The 17,276-nt window shown below is 70.1% G+C and carries 18 protein-coding genes; 4 read left to right on the top strand and 14 right to left on the bottom strand.

Features of this window, described 5'->3' with window-relative positions; translation table 11 throughout:
- Positions 1–29 precede the first annotated feature (29 nt).
- The 3 genes from LPH33_RS13175 to pafA form a co-directional block, all read right to left on the bottom strand.
- Positions 30–1,058 (bottom strand): helix-turn-helix transcriptional regulator, encoded by a 1,029-nt coding sequence (locus tag LPH33_RS13175; RefSeq protein WP_229564898.1) that lies wholly within the window; start codon positions 1,056–1,058, stop codon positions 30–32.
- Complete coding sequence (locus LPH33_RS13170) at positions 1,055–2,050, bottom strand: helix-turn-helix transcriptional regulator (protein ID WP_016695543.1); 996 nt, start codon at positions 2,048–2,050, stop codon at positions 1,055–1,057. Before LPH33_RS13170 ends, LPH33_RS13175 begins: the two co-directional genes overlap by 4 nt.
- Before the next feature lie 88 nt (positions 2,051–2,138).
- Positions 2,139–3,497, bottom strand: coding sequence for a Pup--protein ligase (pafA, locus tag LPH33_RS13165; RefSeq protein WP_026061779.1), 1,359 nt, complete (start codon positions 3,495–3,497; stop codon positions 2,139–2,141).
- Between the two features lie 31 nt (positions 3,498–3,528).
- Between pafA and LPH33_RS13160 the strand changes: the two genes are divergently transcribed.
- Positions 3,529–5,127 (top strand): bifunctional phosphatase PAP2/diacylglycerol kinase family protein, encoded by a 1,599-nt coding sequence (locus LPH33_RS13160; protein ID WP_229564897.1) that lies wholly within the window; start codon positions 3,529–3,531, stop codon positions 5,125–5,127.
- Here LPH33_RS13160 and prcA read toward each other — a convergent pair.
- The 6 genes from prcA to arc form a co-directional block, all read right to left on the bottom strand.
- Positions 5,028–5,840 (bottom strand): proteasome subunit alpha, encoded by an 813-nt coding sequence (prcA, locus tag LPH33_RS13155; RefSeq protein ID WP_229564896.1) that lies wholly within the window; start codon positions 5,838–5,840, stop codon positions 5,028–5,030. The two genes, LPH33_RS13160 and prcA, sit on opposite strands and share 100 nt — an antisense overlap.
- Positions 5,837–6,691: a proteasome subunit beta gene (gene prcB / locus LPH33_RS13150; protein WP_420714436.1), complete on the bottom strand. Its 855-nt coding sequence runs from the start codon at positions 6,689–6,691 to the stop codon at positions 5,837–5,839. Before prcB ends, prcA begins: the two co-directional genes overlap by 4 nt.
- Positions 6,688–6,879, bottom strand: a complete 192-nt coding sequence (locus LPH33_RS13145) for a ubiquitin-like protein Pup (RefSeq protein WP_229564895.1) — start codon at positions 6,877–6,879, stop codon at positions 6,688–6,690. The genes prcB and LPH33_RS13145 overlap by 4 nt, the downstream gene beginning before the upstream one ends.
- Positions 6,880–7,044: 165 nt before the next feature.
- Positions 7,045–8,538, bottom strand: a complete 1,494-nt coding sequence (gene dop / locus LPH33_RS13140; RefSeq protein WP_006552172.1) for a depupylase/deamidase Dop — start codon at positions 8,536–8,538, stop codon at positions 7,045–7,047.
- Positions 8,539–8,593: 55 nt separating this feature from the next.
- Complete coding sequence (locus LPH33_RS13135) at positions 8,594–8,980, bottom strand: nitroreductase family deazaflavin-dependent oxidoreductase (RefSeq protein WP_026060877.1); 387 nt, start codon at positions 8,978–8,980, stop codon at positions 8,594–8,596.
- Between the two features lie 76 nt (positions 8,981–9,056).
- Complete coding sequence (arc, locus tag LPH33_RS13130; RefSeq protein WP_120282828.1) at positions 9,057–10,826, bottom strand: proteasome ATPase; 1,770 nt, start codon at positions 10,824–10,826, stop codon at positions 9,057–9,059.
- Positions 10,827–11,013: 187 nt separating this feature from the next.
- On the opposite strand from arc, the gene LPH33_RS13125 reads away from it, so the two are divergent.
- Positions 11,014–11,493 carry a nuclear transport factor 2 family protein gene (locus LPH33_RS13125; protein WP_120282826.1) on the top strand — a complete coding sequence of 160 codons (480 nt, stop codon included), beginning with the start codon at positions 11,014–11,016 and terminating at the stop codon, positions 11,491–11,493.
- 21 nt (positions 11,494–11,514) lie between these two features.
- Here LPH33_RS13125 and LPH33_RS13120 read toward each other — a convergent pair whose 3' ends face one another.
- Positions 11,515–12,366, bottom strand: coding sequence for a tRNA (adenine-N1)-methyltransferase (locus tag LPH33_RS13120; protein ID WP_229564894.1), 852 nt, complete (start codon positions 12,364–12,366; stop codon positions 11,515–11,517).
- Positions 12,367–12,455: 89 nt separating this feature from the next.
- Between LPH33_RS13120 and LPH33_RS13115 the strand changes: the two genes are divergently transcribed.
- Entirely contained in the window at positions 12,456–13,349 is an 894-nt protein-coding gene (locus LPH33_RS13115; protein ID WP_229564893.1) for a RecB family exonuclease, read from the top strand.
- Positions 13,346–14,185 (top strand): thioesterase family protein, encoded by an 840-nt coding sequence (locus LPH33_RS13110; RefSeq protein ID WP_160875342.1) that lies wholly within the window; start codon positions 13,346–13,348, stop codon positions 14,183–14,185. The genes LPH33_RS13115 and LPH33_RS13110 overlap by 4 nt, the downstream gene beginning before the upstream one ends.
- A gap of 48 nt (positions 14,186–14,233) precedes the next feature.
- On the opposite strand, the gene hisG is transcribed toward LPH33_RS13110, so the two are convergent.
- The 4 genes from hisG to LPH33_RS13090 all read right to left on the bottom strand — a co-directional run bounded on the left by hisG (position 14,234) and on the right by LPH33_RS13090 (position 17,275).
- On the bottom strand, positions 14,234–15,097 hold the full coding sequence (gene hisG, locus LPH33_RS13105; RefSeq protein WP_016690818.1) for an ATP phosphoribosyltransferase: 864 nt from the start codon (positions 15,095–15,097) through the stop codon (positions 14,234–14,236).
- Positions 15,098–15,200: 103 nt separating this feature from the next.
- On the bottom strand, positions 15,201–15,482 hold the full coding sequence (locus LPH33_RS13100) for a phosphoribosyl-ATP diphosphatase (RefSeq protein WP_170318512.1): 282 nt from the start codon (positions 15,480–15,482) through the stop codon (positions 15,201–15,203).
- 40 nt (positions 15,483–15,522) lie between these two features.
- Positions 15,523–16,410 (bottom strand): pseudouridine synthase, encoded by an 888-nt coding sequence (locus LPH33_RS13095; RefSeq protein WP_229564892.1) that lies wholly within the window; start codon positions 16,408–16,410, stop codon positions 15,523–15,525.
- 4 nt (positions 16,411–16,414) lie between these two features.
- The gene (locus LPH33_RS13090) at positions 16,415–17,275 is read right to left on the bottom strand and encodes a rhodanese-related sulfurtransferase (RefSeq protein ID WP_229564891.1); all 861 of its coding nucleotides are present in this window, start codon (positions 17,273–17,275) and stop codon (positions 16,415–16,417) included.
- Between the last annotated feature and the right edge of the window lies 1 nt (position 17,276).

The following is a 17,276-nucleotide window of genomic DNA, read 5'->3' as shown; positions in this document are numbered from 1 at the left end:
TTCACACAGATGTTTCACAACTCTCGCCGTCAGGGTGTCGGCCCCGCACCGCGGCTCGCGTTCTCCCCGTCGAGCTCGGCGTAGGCCGCCAGCGCCGCCTCGGCCCGCGCCCGCACCGCCGCCCGCAACTCGGGCGGGTCGAGCACCTGCACCCCGGCGCCGAGACCGACGAGCAACCGCGCCATCCACCCCGGCGACGCGTACCGCATCGACGCCTCGCAACTGCCGTCGGGCAGTACCTGCACGTCGGTGAGCGGGTAGTAGTCGAGCAGCCACGTGTAGGACGGGGCGATGCGCAACCGTGCGGCGGGCAGCGAGGGGTCGCCCTCGAACAGTTCGAGGTGCTCGTCGTCGGTGATCGCCCGGTGCGGGGGGCGCGCCGGCTCGTCGAGCACGGTGGCGGCGTCGATGCGGTCGAAGCGGAACAGCCGCACCCCCTCGGCGCTGCGGCACCAGGCCTGCAGATAGGCGTGTTCGTCGATGATGACGATGCGGATCGGGTCGACGTCGCGTTCGGAGACGGTGTCGCGGGAGGCCGAATAGTAGGTCAGGTGCACGGCGCGCCTGTCGCGCACCGCGGCCCGCACCTGTCCGGCGGCGTCGGAGTCCCCGGCTGCCTCCGGATCCGGCTCGGCAGTCGCCGCGGTGGCGGTGTCAGTGGTGGTGTCGGCGGGCAGCGCGGCGGTCCCGGCGGCCGCCTCGATCTTCGCGATCGCCGACTGCGCCGCGGACGGGTCGACGACACCGGGCATCTCCTGCAGCGATCGCAGCGCCACGAGCAGTGCGGTGGCCTCGGTGGAGGTCAACCGCAGGGGGCGTTCGATGCCGGCGGTGAAGGTCACCACGATGCTGTCCTCGGAGAACGACAGATCGATCAGGTCGCCGGGCCCGTAGCCGGGCAGCCCGCACACCCACAGCTGGTTCAGATCGTCCATCACCTGCTTGGGGGTGACCCCGAGATCGCGGGCGGCCTCGGCCGCGCTGATCCCCGGGTGCGCCAGGAAGTAGGGCACGAGATTGAGCAGTCGTCCCAGTCGCGCCGACAGTCGTGTGCTCATCGCTCCTCCTCCCCCGCATCCGTGGTTGCCTGTTCGAGGATGCGGTGCACCTCGGCCCGCAACTCCGGTGGGTCGAGCACCAACGCGTCCGCGCCCTGCCCGGCGACGATCCGGGCGATCCATTCCCACGAGCGCACCGGCACCTCGAGTTCCACCCCGTCGCGGTCGCCGATCCGCCGGGCCGCGCCGGCCTGTCCGAGCCGGCGCAGCTCCCAGGCGCGCCCGTCGGCCACCCACAGCCGCGCCGATCCGCTGACCTCCGCCGGGGAGGTCGCGGCGAGCACGCGCCCCCGCAGATCCACCCCCTCCGGGATCTGCACCGCCCCCTCGGGGCCGATCGCGGTGATCTCGTCGCCGATGCGCGAGAGCCGGAAGGTGCGCACCGCGTCGCGGTCGCGGTCGTGGCCGACGAGATACCAGCGGCCGTGCACGGTGACCACACCCCACGGTTCGACGGTGCGCGTCGACCACGGCTCGGTGGGGGAACTGCGGTGGGTGAACCGCACCGCGCGGCGCGCGTCGATCGCGGCGAGCAACGCCGTCAACGCCGGTTCGGAACCGCGGGCGCGCGGCGGCAGCGGCGCCACCACTTCCCCACCGTCGGAGTCGACACGGATCCCGGCGGCACGCAGCTTGAGCACCGCGCCCTGCGCGGCGGCGGTCAGCTCCGGCGATTCCCACAGCGCCGCGGCGACGGCCACGGCGGCGGTCTCCTCGCGGGTGAGGTCGATCTCGGGCAGTTCGTAGGCGTCGCGGTTGATGCGGTAGCCCTCCACCGTCGACGACCGCGACGGCCGGCCCGTCTCGAGGGGCACCCCGAGATCGCGCAGTTCGTTCTTGTCCCGCTCGAACATGCGGCTGAACGCCTCGTCGCTCGCGCATTCGGAGTAGCCGGCCACCGAGGCACGGATCTTCTCCGCGGTCACGAACTGTCGGGTGGACAGCAGCGCGATGACCAGGTTCACCAGCCGTTCGACTTTCGAGATCGCCACGCGCCAACCCTAGTGCCCGCACGCCGCCGGCACCGCATCACCGTCCGTCGGATCGGACCGTCCGGTCCGATCCGACGGCCGGCGGTACTCACATGGAGGCGATGAGCCGTTCGACGCGTTCGTCCACCGACCGGAACGGGTCCTTGCACAACACGGTGCGCTGCGCCTGATCGTTGAGCTTCAGATGCACCCAGTCGACGGTGAAATCGCGGCCCGCGGCCTGCGCGGCGGCGATGAAATCACCGCGCAGCTTCGCCCGGGTGGTCTGCGGTGGGGTGTTCACCGCCGCGTCGACGGACTCGTCGTCGGTCGCCCGCGCCGCCAGACCCTTGCGCTGCAGCAGGTCGAACACACCGCGGCCGCGTTTGATGTCGTGGTAGGCCAGGTCGAGCTGCGCGATCTTCGGATCCGACAGCTCCATGTTGTAGCGGTCCTGGTAGCGCTGGAACAGCTTGCGCTTGATCACCCAGTCGATCTCGGTGTCGACCTTCGCGAAGTCCTGCGATTCGACGGCGTCGAGGACGCGGCCCCACAGGTCCACCACCTGCGCGACGTGCGGGTCGGGTTCGCGCTGGTGCAGATATTCCACGGCCCGCGCGTGGTATTCGCGCTGGATGTCCAGGGCGCTGGCCTGCCGGCCGCCGGCCAGGCGCACCGGACGCCGGCCCGTCAGGTCGTGGGAGACCTCGCGGATGGCGCGGATCGGGTTGTCGAGCGCGAAGTCCCGGAACGGCACCCCGGCCTCGATCATCTCGAGCACCAGCGCCGCCGACCCCACCTTGAGCATGGTGGTGGTCTCGGACATGTTCGAGTCCCCGACGATCACGTGCAGGCGCCGGTACTTCTCGGCGTCGGCGTGCGGCTCGTCGCGGGTGTTGATGATCGGCCGCGACCGGGTGGTCGCCGAGGAGACACCCTCCCAGATGTGCTCGGCGCGTTGCGACAGGCAGAAGGTGGCGGCCTTGGGGGTCTGCAGCACCTTCCCGGCGCCGCAGATCAACTGGCGGGTCACCAGGAACGGCAGCAGCACATCGGAGATGCGGGAGAACTCGCCGACACGGGCGACGAGATAGTTCTCGTGGCAGCCGTAGGAGTTGCCCGCCGAGTCGGTGTTGTTCTTGAACAGGAAGATGTCGCCGCCGATGCCCTCCTCGGCGAGACGCTGCTCGGCGTCGATGAGCAGTTCCTCGAGGACCCGCTCACCGGCATGATCGTGCTCGACGAGCTGGAGCAGGTCGTCGCACTCGGCGGTGGCGTACTCGGGGTGCGAACCGACATCGAGATACAGTCGCGCCCCGTTCCGCAGGAAGACGTTCGAACTGCGCCCCCAGGACACCACCCGGCGGAACAGATAGCGGGCCACCTCGTCGGGGCTCAACCGACGATGCCCGTGGAAGGTACACGTGACGCCGAACTCCGTCTCGATACCCATGATTCGTCGCTGCACACCTCGACAGTACCGCGCGAACCCGACCCCCATGGGTCGCAACGACATCTACGGTCGAGGTGTGATCGTTCCCGAGCGTTACCGCACCGCCGACCGGGCCCTGTTCGAGCGCACCGGGGCGCTGCGCGCGTCCCCCGCCGACCCACTGCTGCGCGATCTCGGGCGCGCCGCCAACCACAGTGTGCTGTGGGTGGCGTGCGCCGCGGTGTGCGCCGCTGTCGGTGGTCACGCCCGCCGCGGGGCGGTGCGGGGTCTGCTGTCGGTGGCCGGGGCCAGCGCCCTGACCAACGGGCTGCTCAAACCGCTGTTGCCGCGCCGCCGGCCCCCGGCGCGCACCGACCCGAAGTTCCGGCGCCGCAGTGTGCCGATCCCCCGCTCGTCGTCGTTCCCGTCCGGGCACGCCGCGTCGGCGGCGGCGTTCGCGACCGGGGTGGCGCTCGAATCCCCTGCGGCCGGGGCGGTCCTGGCGCCGCTGGCCGCGGCGGTGGCCTATTCGCGGGTGCACACCGGCGTGCACTGGCCCGGCGACGTCGTCGTCGGCGCCGCCGTCGGCGCGACGGTGGCGTGGTCGACGCGCCGCTGGTGGGCGGTGCGCAGCCGCGAACCGGCGACCGTGCAGGTCGCGGCCGCCGCGCCCGCCCTGCCCGGCGGCGACGGGATGCTGCTGGTGGTCAACCGCGACGCCGGGACCGCCGAGGAGATCGCCGCGGCCGTCACCGCCGCGCTGCCGGGGGTGCGGCGCGTCGATCTGGATCCCGACGGCGATCCGGCGGAGCAGCTGGAACGTCTGCTGACCGAACATCGGCCGCAGGCGGTGGGGGTGTGCGGCGGGGACGGCACGGTCGCGGCGGTGCTCGACGTCGCCGTCGACGCGCGGCTGCCGGTGGCGGTGTTCCCCGGCGGCACCCTCAACCATTTCGCGCTCGACCTCGGCGTGGTGGACCTGGAGGAGACGGTGCGGGCGGTCACCGCCGGGCAGGCGGTGGCCGTCGGGCTCGGTCAGGTCACGGTGACCGGGCCGGACGGGCGCACGGTGCGGCGGTTCGTCAACACCGCCAGCCTCGGCGGCTATCCGGATGCGGTGCGGTTGCGGGAGCACTGGGAACCGCGGATCGGCAAGTGGCCGGCGGCGGGCCTGGCGATGCTCGCGGTGCTGCGCACGGCGAGCCCGATGCCCGTGCGGATCGACGGGGCGGGGCGGGCGGTGTGGTTGCTGTTCGTCGGCAACGGCCACTACACCCCGGCGGATCAGGTGCCGATGTCCCGCGCCCATCTGGATCGGGGCACCCTCGACGTGCGGTATCTGCCCGCGGAGAGCCGGTTCTCGCGGCTGCGACTGCTCCTCGCTGCGGCGACCGGCACCCTCGGCGCGTCACCGATGTATCGGCAGCGGCACATCCCGGGCCTGTCGGTGGAGGTCATCGGGGATCCGGTGGCGTTGGCCACCGACGGGGAGGTCCTCGCCGACGGCACCGGTTTCGACTTCGAGGTGGTGCCGTCGGCGTTGACGGTCTATCGGCTCGCGGCGGATCAGCCCGCGTCGGGACCGGACCCGGTCTCCGAGCCGGTCGCGGTCTCGGACCCCGACTCGGGGGCCGGATCGGCGGGCGTCTCCGACGGCGCCGCCTGAGCAGACCCGGTGCTGGGCAGCAGCGCGTCGAGCGCCGCCCCCGAGATACGCCGGAAGGCGCGGCGCGGCCGCTGCTTCTCGAGCACCGCGACCTCGAGTTCCCCGCGGCCGAGCACCCGCGGCGCCGCATCGGCGGTGGCGGGCTGCTGCAGCGCGGTCACCGCCACGGCGACCGCCTCGTCGAGCGGCAGACCCCCCGTGTACGACGAGCGCAGCGCGGTGACGATCGGTTCGGTGTTGCCGCCCATCACCACGAACTGCGGTTCGTCGACGATCGACCCGTCGTAGGTGATGCGGTACAGCTGCGGGCCGTCCTCGGTGTCGGCGCGCCCGACCTCGGCGACGCAGATCTCCACCTCGTACGGCTTGGGCTGCTCGGTGAAGATCGTGCCGAGGGTCTGCGCGTAGGCGTTCGCCAGCGCCCGCCCGGTCACGTCCCGCCGGTCGTAGGAGTAGCCGCGCATGTCGGCGTGCATGATCCCGGCGCGCCGCAGATTCTCGAACTCGTTGTACTTGCCGACGGCGGCGAAACCGACCCGGTCGTACAGTTCGCTGATCTTGTGCAGCGCCTTCGACGGATTCTCCGCCACCAGCAGCACACCGTCGGCGTAGGTCAACGCGATCACCGACCGGCCCCGGGCGATGCCCTTACGGGCCAGCTCCGAGCGATCGCGCATGATCTGCTCGGCGGACGCATAGTACGGAAGTGTCACCGGGCATCTCCTGCGGTGCGGTCGGCCACGATGGTGCGGGCCAGCTCGGACAGGGTTTCCTCCGCGACGGCCACGGCCCCGGCCGCGGTGATCACCACCGCCGTCGGGTAGATCCCGCGGGTGGTGTCGGGACCACCGGTGGCGGTGTCGTCGTCGGCCGCGTCGTACAGCGCCTCGACGGCGCTGCGCAGCGCGCTCTGCTCGTCGGCGTCGGCGCGGTAGAGCTTCTTGAGCGACGAGCGGGCGAACAACGATCCGGAGCCGACCGCGTGGTAGCCGGCGCGTTCCTCGTAGCGGCCCCCGACCACGTCGTAGGACACGATCCGCCCGGCGCGGTGCGCATCGGCGGCGTCGAGGTCGAAACCGACCAGCAACGGCACCACGGCCAGGCCCTGCATGGCCGCACCGAGATTGCCGCGCACCATCGACGAGAGCCGATTGGCCTTGCCGTCGAAGGTCAGCGGCACGCCTTCGATCTTCTCGTAATGCTCGAGTTCGACCGCGAACAGTCGCACGAGCTCGATCGCCAGGCCCGCGGTGCCCGCGATGCCGGCCGCCGAATAGTTGTCGGTGATGAACACCTTGTCGACGTCGCGGGAGGCGATCAGGTTGCCCATGGTCGCGCGCCGGTCGCCGGCGATGAGCACACCCCCGTCGAAGGTCAGCGCCACGATGGTGGTGCCGTGCGGGGCGAGGTCCACGTGGTCACCTCGCTCGAACCGGAACCGGTTCTCCGGCAGCATCTCCGGGGCGTGCATCCGCAGGTGGTCGGAGAACGACGACAAGGGCGACGCGAGGTGCAGCTTCGGCTGCACCTCGCGGTAGGGAAGAGAGGATCGTTCGGCTGTCACTGGCCACCTTTCTGCACATATGCCCGCACGAAGTCCTCTGCGTTCTCCTCGAGCACGTCGTCGATCTCGTCGAGAAGATCGTCGGTGTCCGAGGCGAGCTTCTCGCGACGCTCCTGACCGGCACCGCCGTCACCGACGACCTCGTCGTCGTCTCCGCCGCCACCGCGTGTGGTCCGCTCCTGTGCCATAGCCGCCGACCTCCTCCTGTACTCGGCGCGGAACCGTCACCGGTCGACGATCGGTGTGGTCACCGCTGCTTCGAACTCCTACCCTACCCAGCGAAGCGGTCCACCGGTGGCGACACGCGTACTCGCGACCTGTGATCCGGCCACCGCCCACCGCAACAGGGGCGGTCAGTGGGTGAGCTGATCGACCAACTCCGCCGCCGACTGCGCCGTCTCGAGCAGCTCCCCGACATGCGCGCGGCTGCCGCGCAGCGGCTCGAGGGTCGGGATGCGCACCAGCGACTCGCGACCGAGATCGAAGATCACCGAATCCCAGCTCGCCGCCGCGATATCGGCACCGAAGCGGCGCAGGCACTCGCCGCGGAAGTAGGCGCGGGTGTCCGACGGCGGGGTGTGCACCGCATCGAGGACCTGCTGCTCGGAGACCAGCCGCTGCATCGACCCGCGAGCGACGAGCCGGTTGTACAGGCCCTTGTCCAGGCGCACATCCGAGTACTGCAGGTCGACCATGTGCAGGCGCGGCGCCGACCAGGACAGTCCCTCGCGGTTGCGGAAGCCCTCGAGCAGCCGCAGCTTCGCGGGCCAGTCCAGCAGGTCGGCGCATTCCATCGGGTCGCGTTCGAGCAGGTCGAGCACCATCGCCCACTTGTCGAGGATGTCGAGGATCCGCTTGTCCTCGGTGCCGTCGTGGAACTTCGCGACCCGCTCGTGGTAGATCCGCTGCAGCGCCAGACCGGTCAGCTCCCGGCCGTCGGCGAGCGCGACGGTCTTGCGCAGCGACGGGTCGTGGCTGATGTGGTGCACCGCGGTGACCGGGCGGGCGAGCTGCAGATCGGACAGGTCGATGCCGGCCTCGATCAGGTCGAGCACCAGCGCGGTGGTGCCAACCTTGAGGTAGGTGGACATCTCCGCCAGGTTCGCGTCGCCGATGATCACGTGCAGGCGCCGGTACTTGTCGGCGTCGGCGTGTGGTTCGTCGCGGGTGTTGATGATGCCGCGCTTGAGGGTGGTCTCGAGACCGACCTCGACCTCGATGTAGTCGGCGCGCTGCGAGAGCTGGAAACCGGGCTCGTCACCGGACTGGCCGATGCCGACGCGTCCGGAGCCGGTGATGACCTGCCGGGAGACGAAGAACGGGGTCAGGCCCGCGACCACCGCGGAGAACGGGGTCTCGCGGTCCATCAGGTAGTTCTCGTGGGTGCCGTAGGAGGCGCCCTTGCCGTCGACGTTGTTCTTGTACAGCTGCAGCCGGGGTGCGCCGGGCACACTCGACGCGTGCCGGGCGGCGGCCTCCATCACCCGTTCGCCGGCCTTGTCCCAGATCACCGCGTCGAGGGGGTCGGCGACCTCCGGGGCGGAGTATTCGGGGTGGGCGTGGTCGACGTACAGGCGAGCGCCGTTGGTGAGGATCATGTTCGCGGCGCCGACCTCGTCGGCGTCGATGACCGGGGCCGGGCCGTTGAACCGGCCCAGATCGAAGCCCCGCGCGTCGCGCAGGGGTGATTCGACCTCGTAGTCCCAGCGGGTGCGCCGTGCGCGCGGCACCCCTTCGGCGGCCGCGTAGGCCAGCACCGCCTGCGTGGAGGTCAGGATCGGGTTCGCCGATGGCTCGTTGGGTGAGGAGATCCCGTACTCGACCTCGATACCGATGATCCGCTGCATGCCCTCGAGCCTAGGCGATCCGGACGCTCACGGTCGTGAACAGCCCCGCCACCGGTCAGCGGTGCGGCTGCGGGGTGCAGTCCAGATAGCCGTGCGCGCCGATCGCCTGCAGCGCCACCCGCACCGGCAGCGGCGCCCAGCTCGCCTGCCGGTCGGTCCCGAGCCGCGGGTCGCGCACCGGGATGGCCCTGCCCCGAGTGTGCACCACCGCCTCGCCGGCGGCGCACACGTTGCGCACCCAGTCGGTGTCGGCGCCGTAGGTCAACGCGATCCGCAGATCGTCGCCGACACCGAACAGCAGCACCGGGGTGCGGAACACCCGGCCCGAGCGGCGCCCGCGATGTTCGACCACCGCGGTGCCCGGCAGCAGCTGCGCGAAGGGTGTGGTGACCCGGTTGGTGACGATCTTGTTGAACCGGGCCATGGTGCGCGGCAACGGCACGGTCGGTCCTCCCCCGATAGGCCGCGACGGCCGGACCTTCCGGAGGAGGGAAGGCCCGGCCGTCGCGGGTCGATTCCTACAGGTACTGGCCGGTGTTCGACTCGGTGTCGATCGCGCGGCTCGCGCTGGCGTTCTTGCCGGTGACCAGGGTGCGGATGTACACGATCCGCTCGCCCTTCTTCCCCGAGATCCGGGCCCAGTCGTCCGGATTCGTGGTGTTGGGCAGGTCCTCGTTCTCGGCGAACTCGTCGACGATCGAATCGAGCAGGTGCTGCACCCGCAGACCGGGTGCCCCGGTCTCGAGCACCGACTTGATCGCGTACTTCTTCGCCCGGTCGACGATGTTTTGGATCATCGCGCCGGAGTTGAAGTCCTTGAAGTACAGGACCTCCTTGTCACCGTTGGCGTAGGTGACCTCGAGGAACCGGTTGTCCTCGGACTCGGCGTACATCCGCTCGACGACCCGCTCGATCATCGCCCGCACGCACGCGACCCGATCGCCGCCGAACTCGGCGAGATCGTCGGCGTGCACCGGCAGGCTCTCGGTCAGGTACTTCGAGAAGATGTCCTGCGCGGCCTCCGCGTCCGGACGCTCGATCTTGATCTTCACGTCGAGGCGGCCGGGCCGCAGGATCGCCGGGTCGATCATGTCCTCACGGTTCGACGCACCGATGACGATGACGTTCTCGAGCCCTTCGACACCGTCGATCTCGGCGAGCAGCTGCGGCACCACCGTGGTCTCCACATCGGAGGACACACCGGAACCGCGGGTGCGGAAGATCGAGTCCATCTCGTCGAAGAACACGATCACCGGCGTGCCCTCGGACGCCTTCTCCCGGGCCCGCTGGAAGATCAACCGGATGTGCCGCTCGGTCTCACCGACGAACTTGTTCAGCAGCTCCGGGCCCTTGATGTTGAGGAAGAACGACTTCGCTTCCTTCGAATCGTCGCCGCGGGCCTCGGCGATCTTCTTCGCCAGCGAGTTCGCGACCGCCTTCGCGATCAGGGTCTTACCGCAACCGGGCGGGCCATACAGCAGCACACCCTTCGGCGGGCGCAGCGAGTACTCGCGGAACAGATCCTTGTGCAGGAACGGCAGCTCCACCGCGTCGCGGATCTGCTCGATCTGCCGGCCCAGGCCACCGATGTCGCTGTAGCCGACGTCCGGGACCTCCTCGAGCACGAGATCCTCGACCTCGGCCTTGGGGATCCGTTCGAAGGCGTAGCCGGCCTTGCTGTCGACCAGCAGCGAATCACCCGGGCGCAGCGTGAACGAGTTCTCGTCGTCGACGAGCACATCGGTCCTGTCGTCGGCGGCGGCCGCGGCGAGCGGGGCCGCCAGCCACACGATGCGTTCCTCGTCGGCGTGCCCGACCACCAGCGCGCGGGTGCCGTCGTCGAGCACCTCCCGCAGGGTGGTGATCTCGCCGACGCGCTCGAACCCACCGACCTCCACGACGGTCAACGCCTCGTTCAACCGCACCGTCTGACCGGGCCGGAAGGTGTCGAGTTCGAGATTCGGGGACACCGCGACCCGCATCTTGCGGCCCGAGGTGAACACGTCGACGGTCTGATCGTCGAACGTCTCGAGCAGCACCCCGTAGCCGCTCGGCGGCTGGGCCAGCCGGTCGACCTCCTCGCGCAGCGTGATCAGCTGCTGGCGCGCATCCTTGAGGGTCTCGAGCAGTTTGCCGTTGCGGACCGTGAGGGACTCGAGCCGGGCTTCGAGGTCGCGTACCTGATCGGACGGTTCGCCGAGCCGACGACGCAAGGTCGCCACCTCTGCGCGCAACTCTTCGATTTCGCGTGCCGCCGCAACCGCATCCGGCTTCTCTGACGAGCTCATAGCGACTCCCTCCACTGTCGGTCATTCCACGCTACCGGGACATCGCCCCACATGGGGGAGGACACGAAACAGTCGTGTTCCGAACATGTGTCGCGTGTGGGACGCGCCATGGCACCGCACACCCGACACGCTGTTAGGCTGCCCTAAATATCGTGCGTCGACCGTTTCTCTCGAAAGGTACTCCTCCGTGACCCCACGTCCAGTCCGCACACTCTGCGCCGCCACCGCGATCGCCGCCCTCACCGCCCTGACCGGCTGCAGCTCCGACGACGCCGGCGACGACACCGCCACCACGACCAGCGCGACGACGACCACCAGCACCACCGTGACCGCCGCGGTCACCGTCGAGCAGCTGCAGGAACAGATCGACGTGTTCTTCGACCCGGCCGCCACCACCGAGGACCGCGCCGCGGTCGTGGAGAACGGCACCGCGCGCACCGCCGTGCTCGACCAGTTCACCGGAGTGCTCGCCGGCTACCCGCTCACCGGCACCGTCGGCGAGATCACCACGGTCGACGCCGACACCGTCACCGCGACCACCGAGGTCGCCGGCCCGCACGGCGGCGCCCCGATGCCGCTGACCTTCGAGCAGATCGACGGCACCTGGGTCATCGCCGACGAGAGCGCCTGCTCGATCCTGGCCATGGGCACGCTCAGCTGCGAATAACCCCCGCCGGTCGGCGTCGGCTCAGCCCTTGCTGGGCCGACGCTGCGGCTTCGGGGTCTCCACCCCGTCCTGCAGACGCCGGGCACTGACCAGGAACGCCGTGTGCCCCTGCATCCGATGCTCGGGACGTACCGCCAGCCCCACCACGTGCCACCCGCGCACCATCGACTCCCACGAGCGCGGCTCGGTCCAGCAGGTCTGCTCCCGCATCGCCTCGACCACCCGCGACAGCTGCGTCGTCGTCGCCACGTAGACGATGAGCACCCCGCCGGGTACCAGCGCCTTCTTCACCGTCTCGAGCACATCCCAGGGGGCGAGCATGTCCAGCACCACCCGGTCCACACGGCCGTACTTCTCGACGTCGTAGTCCGCCAGATCCCCGAGCACCGTCGTCCAGTTCGCCGGGCGCTCCCCGGAGAAGGTGTCGACATTGCGCTCGGCGTATTCGAGATGGTCCTCGCGCACCTCATAGGAGATCACCCGGCCGCTCTCCCCGACCGCGCGCAGCAACGAACACGTCAGCGCACCGGAGCCGGCGCCGGCCTCGAGCACCGTCGCACCGGGGAAGATGTCGCCCTCCTGCACGATCTGCGCGGCGTCCTTCGGGTAGATCACCTGCGCGCCGCGCGGCATCGACATCACGTAGTCGACGAGCAGCGGACGCAACGCCAGATAGGGGGTGCCGTTGGTGGAGGTGACCACCACACCCTCGTCGGTGCCGATCAGATCGTCGTGCAGGATCCCGCCGCGATGGGTGTGGAACTCCTTGCCCGGTTCGAGCACCACGGTGTACTTGCGGCCTTTGGCGTCGGTCAACTGCACCCGGTCCCCCACCTGGAAGGGTCCGCTGCGCCCGAGTCCGCCTACTGCCATCGCCGTGTCCACCTTCGTTCCAGCCCCGCACCCGGGATCGGGCACGCGGGTCCGGCACCGTGTCGGACCCGCGTCCTAGCCTGCCAGGTGTGACCACAGCTGCGCCCACACCCCCCACCGACACCACGCGGCCGGTCGCCCTGTCCCCCTCCCGGGCCGCCGACTTCACCCGCTGCCCGCTGCTCTACCGCTTCAAGGCCGTCGACCGGCTCACCGCACCGCCGACCCGCGCCCAGGCGCGCGGCACCGTCGTGCACGCCGCCCTCGAAGCGCTGTTCGGCCTCGACGGACCGGCCCGCACCGCCACCGCCGCGCAGACCCTGCTGCCCGAAGCCCTGGCCCGGGTCCTCGCCGCCACCCCCGATCTCGGCGTCGACATCGACGACGCGGCCTTCCTCGCCGAGGCCGCCGCGCTGCTGGACACCTACTTCACCGTCGAGGACCCCACCGCCGTCACCGCCGACGGCTGCGAACTGCGGGTGGAGACCACCCTCGACGGCGACGTCCCCTTGCGCGGCATCATCGACCGCCTCGATGTCGACGCCACCGGGGCGGTGCACGTCGTCGACTACAAGACCGGCCGCGCCCCCTCGCTGCGCGGCGAGCGGGCGGCGCTGTTCCAGCTGAAGTTCTACGCGCTGATCGTGTGGCGGCAACGCGGCATCGTCCCGGCCTCGCTGCGGCTGCTGTATCTCGGCGACGGACAGGTGCTGCACTACCGGCCCGATCCCGACGAGCTGGATCGCTTCGCACGGATCGTGCGGGCGATGTGGGCGACGATCCGGCAGTTGCGCAGCAGCGGCGACTTCCGCCCCCGTCCCGGCCCCGGCTGCCGGTGGTGCGATCATCGGGCATTGTGCCCGGCGTTCGGCGGTACCCCACCGCCGTATCCCCTCGACGGCGTTGCGACGCAGTCGATCCAGTCGACACCGTCGACGTCGGGTGCGCCCCACCGTATCGAGCAGCAGGAGAATCCCGAGTGAGCGACGCCGCCTACTACGTGCCGGTCCCCCGGCCGAGCACCCCCACCGGCCCGGTCGACGACGTCGAGATCGCGATGTTCCGCCCCACCGAACACACCGTCAGCACCTGGGGACCGCACCTGCAGCACGGCGCCCCACCCTCGGCGCTGCTCGCCCGCGCCATCGAACGGCACCGGCCGCGCCCCGACACCCGCCTGAGCCGGCTCACCGTCGAACTGCTCGGCCCCGTCCCCCTCACCGACCTCGAGGTGCGCACCCACATCGAACGACCCGGCCGCCGCATCGAACTGGTCGTCGCCGAACTGTGGGCCACCGCCCCCGACGGCACCCACCGCGCGGTCGCGCGCGGCACCGGCTGGCGCCTCGAAACCGTCGACCTGCCGCAGGTCGCGCGCACCTCGGAGACCCCGCTGCCCGCCCCCGGCCACTTCGAAGCCAGTGCCCCGCATCCTGCCTGGAAGGGCGGCTACATCGGCACCGTCGACTGGCGCATCATCGTCCCCTTCGGCGCTCCCGGCCTGTCGTCGGCGTGGGTGCGCAGCGAGATCGCCCTCGTCGAAGGCGAAACCCCCAGCGGACTCGACCGGTTGATGAGCGTCGCCGACGTCGCCAACGGTGTCGGATCCAAACTCGACGCCCGCGAGTACACCTTCCTCAACACCGAACTGACCGTGCACCTGTTCCGCGCCCCCGAGTTCCGCGAACAGGACTGGGTGGGGATCGCCGCGGAGATGTCCGTCGGACCCGACGGGATCGGCACGACCGCCGGTCTGCTCTACGACGAGACCGGCGCGCTCGGCCGCATCGCCCAGAACGTGCAGGTGCGGCCCCGCTGATCAGCGGGGCCGCACCAGAAGATCGAAGATGTCGGGATCGGTGCGCGTCTATTCGGGGGCGCGCATCGCCCGGCACGAGCGGATGTTCGACGCGAGGATGGCGCGGGCACCGATCTCGGCGAGCCGGTCCATCACCGCGTTGTGGCCCTTGCGCGGCACCATCGCCCGCACCGCCACCGAGTTCTCGTTCGCCAGCGGCGAGATCGTCGGCGACTCGAGACCGGGCGTGACCTCGACGGCCTGCTCGAGCAGGTGCTTGGGGCAGTCGTAGTCGATCATCACGTACTGCTGCGCGAAGACCACACCCTCGAGGCGGGCGATCAGCTGGTTGCGGGCCCGATCCGAGTGATCCGAACCCTCCCGCTCGATCAGCACACCCTCCGAATCGCACAGCGACTCGCCGAAGGCGACGAGATCGTGCTGGCGCAACGTCCGGCCCGAGCCGACCACATCGGCGATCGCGTCGGCGACGCCGAGCTGGATGGAGATCTCCACCGCACCGTCGAGCCGGATCACCTCGGCTTCGATGCCGCGGGCGGCGAGATCACGACGCACCAGATTCGCGTACGAGGTGGCGATGCGCAGACCCTGCAGATCCTCGACCGACCAATCGCGGCCCTTCGGGGCGGCGTACCGGAAACGCGAGGACCCGAAGCCCAGCGACAGCCGCTCGGTGACCGGAGCCCCCGAATCCATCGCCAGATCGCGGCCGGTGATCCCCAGATCCAGCTCGCCGGAACCGACGTAGATCGCGATGTCCTTCGGCCGCAGGAAGAAGAACTCGACGTCGTTGACCGGGTCGATGACCGTCAGATCCCGCGAGTCGGTGCGCCGACGGTAACCGGCCTCCTGCAGGATCTCGGCGGCGGACTCGGACAGCGAACCTTTGTTGGGGACTGCGACGCGCAGCATGACGGAATTGGGTCCTTTCGAACGACGAGCAGAAGCGAGGAAGGGATCTACAGGGCACCTACAGGGCACGGACGGCGGCACCGACACAGCGGGCCACCGGCCGTCACAGATGCTTGTAGACGTCCTCGAGCTTCAGACCCCGCCCCACCATCAGCACCTGCACCCAGTACAGCAACTGCGAAATCTCCTCGGACAGTTCCTCGTCGGACTGGTACTCGGCGGCGATCCACACCTCACCGGCCTCTTCGAGTACCTTCTTGCCCTGGAAATGCACGCCGGCGTCCAGGGCGGCGACGGTGCCGGAGCCCTCGGGGCGGGTCGCGGCGCGTTCGGACAGCTCGGCGAACAGGGAATCGAAGGTCTTCACAGGGGTCGATTGTTTCATGCCCCGCCACCGGCCCTACAGCCAGGACACCACCACCCGCTCAGAAGTCGAGTTCCCGTCCGCTGACGAACCGCCGCGCCACCCCGCTGATCGGATCGGTGAACTCCAGCGACCGCGCCAGCAACCGCAGCGGATCGGTGAAATCGTCCGCGCGGCGCCGCCGGAACCGCGGATAGAAGTTGTCCCCCACGATCGGCACCCCCAACCACGCCAGATGCAGCCGCAACTGATGGGTGCGGCCGGTACGCGGGAACAACCGATAACGGGCCAGCTCCCCCCGCCGCTCGACCAACTCGATGCGCGTCTCCGAATTCGGTTCGTCGGCGAACTGCTCGGCCGTCAACTCCCCGTGCCGCTTCACGATCCGGGTGCGCACCACCTGCGGGAACGACAGGTCCGGGTGGTAGCCGGCGACCGCCTCGTACACCTTGCGCACCCGCTGCCGCTCGAACAACTCCTGATAGGGCCGCCGCCACGCCGGATCCGTGGTGCACAGCAGCACCCCGGCGGTCATCCGGTCCAAACGGTGCACCGGCACCAGATGCGGCAGCTCCAGCTCGCGCCGCAACCGCACCACCACCGACTCGCGGATGTGCGCTCCGCGCGGGATGGTCGCCAGGAAATGCGGTTTGTCGACGACGACGAGACCGTCCTCCCGGTGCAGGACGCGCACCGGGAACGGCACCGGCACCTCCGGCGCCGGATCGCGGTAGAAGTACACGAACCGCGTCGGCTGATACGGCGTGCGCGCATCGATGCGGCGGCCGTGCTCGTCGACCAGCTCGCCCGCGGCCATGTGCGCCGCCCAGTCCTCTTCGGGATGGCCGGCCTGCAGGAACTCGACGATCGTGGCCGCGTCGACGTCGGCGGGCATCCGGATGCGGTCGGGGCCGAGCCCGTCGCGCACCGGCAGCGGTGCAGCACGCACCGGTCTACGCCTCCACGGGGTCCGGGACGCAGCCCTCGCACACCAGGGTCAACTCCCGGCCGTGGATCTCCGGATGGTTCCGGTACCGCGAGGTCGGCGTCCCGCACAGGGTGCAGCGGCCGATCACCGTCGCCTCGTCGCTGAACTCGACGTTCATCCGCCCGTCGAAGACGTACAGCGAACCCTCCCACAGACCCTCGTCGCCGAAGGTCTCGCCGTAGCGGACGATGCCACCGTCGAGCTGGTAGACCTCCTCGAACCCGCGGTTGCGCATCAACGCCGACAGCACCTCGCAGCGCACCCCACCGGTGCAGTAGGTCACCACCGGGCGGCCCTTGAGATGGTCGTAGCGTCCACTGTCGAGCTCGGCGACGAAATCGCGGGTCGTGGCCACGTCCGGCACGATCGCATCCCGGAACCGGCCGATCTGCGCCTCGAAGCGGTTGCGGCCGTCGAAGAACACCACCTCGTCGCCGCGCTCGGCGACCAACTCGTGCACGCCGTGCGGCGACAGATGGGTGCCGCCGTCGACGATGCCGTGCTCGTCGACCTTCACCTCGTCGGGCACCCCGAACGTCACGATCTCCGGACGCACCTTCACCGACAGCCGCGGAAAGTCGTCGCCGGTGCCGTCGGACCACTTGATGTCGGTGTCCTTGAACGCCGCATAGCCGCGCAACCCGCGTACGTACTTCTTCACGTCGGCGATGTCACCGCCGACGGTGCCGTTGATGCCGTGCTCGGAGATCAGGATCCGCCCGGTCAACCCCAGCGACGACGCCAGAGTGTGCTGCCACAACCGGATCGCCTCCGGGTCGGGCAGCGGGGTGAACTTGTAGAACAGCACGATCTTCGGGACCGCCACC

Source organism: Rhodococcus sp. RDE2, from assembly GCF_020885655.1.
In the GTDB taxonomy this organism is placed as follows: domain Bacteria; phylum Actinomycetota; class Actinomycetes; order Mycobacteriales; family Mycobacteriaceae; genus Rhodococcus; species Rhodococcus pyridinivorans.
The sequence above is the reverse complement of the archived record's forward strand: the minus strand, read 5'-3'. Positions and strand labels throughout refer to the sequence as shown.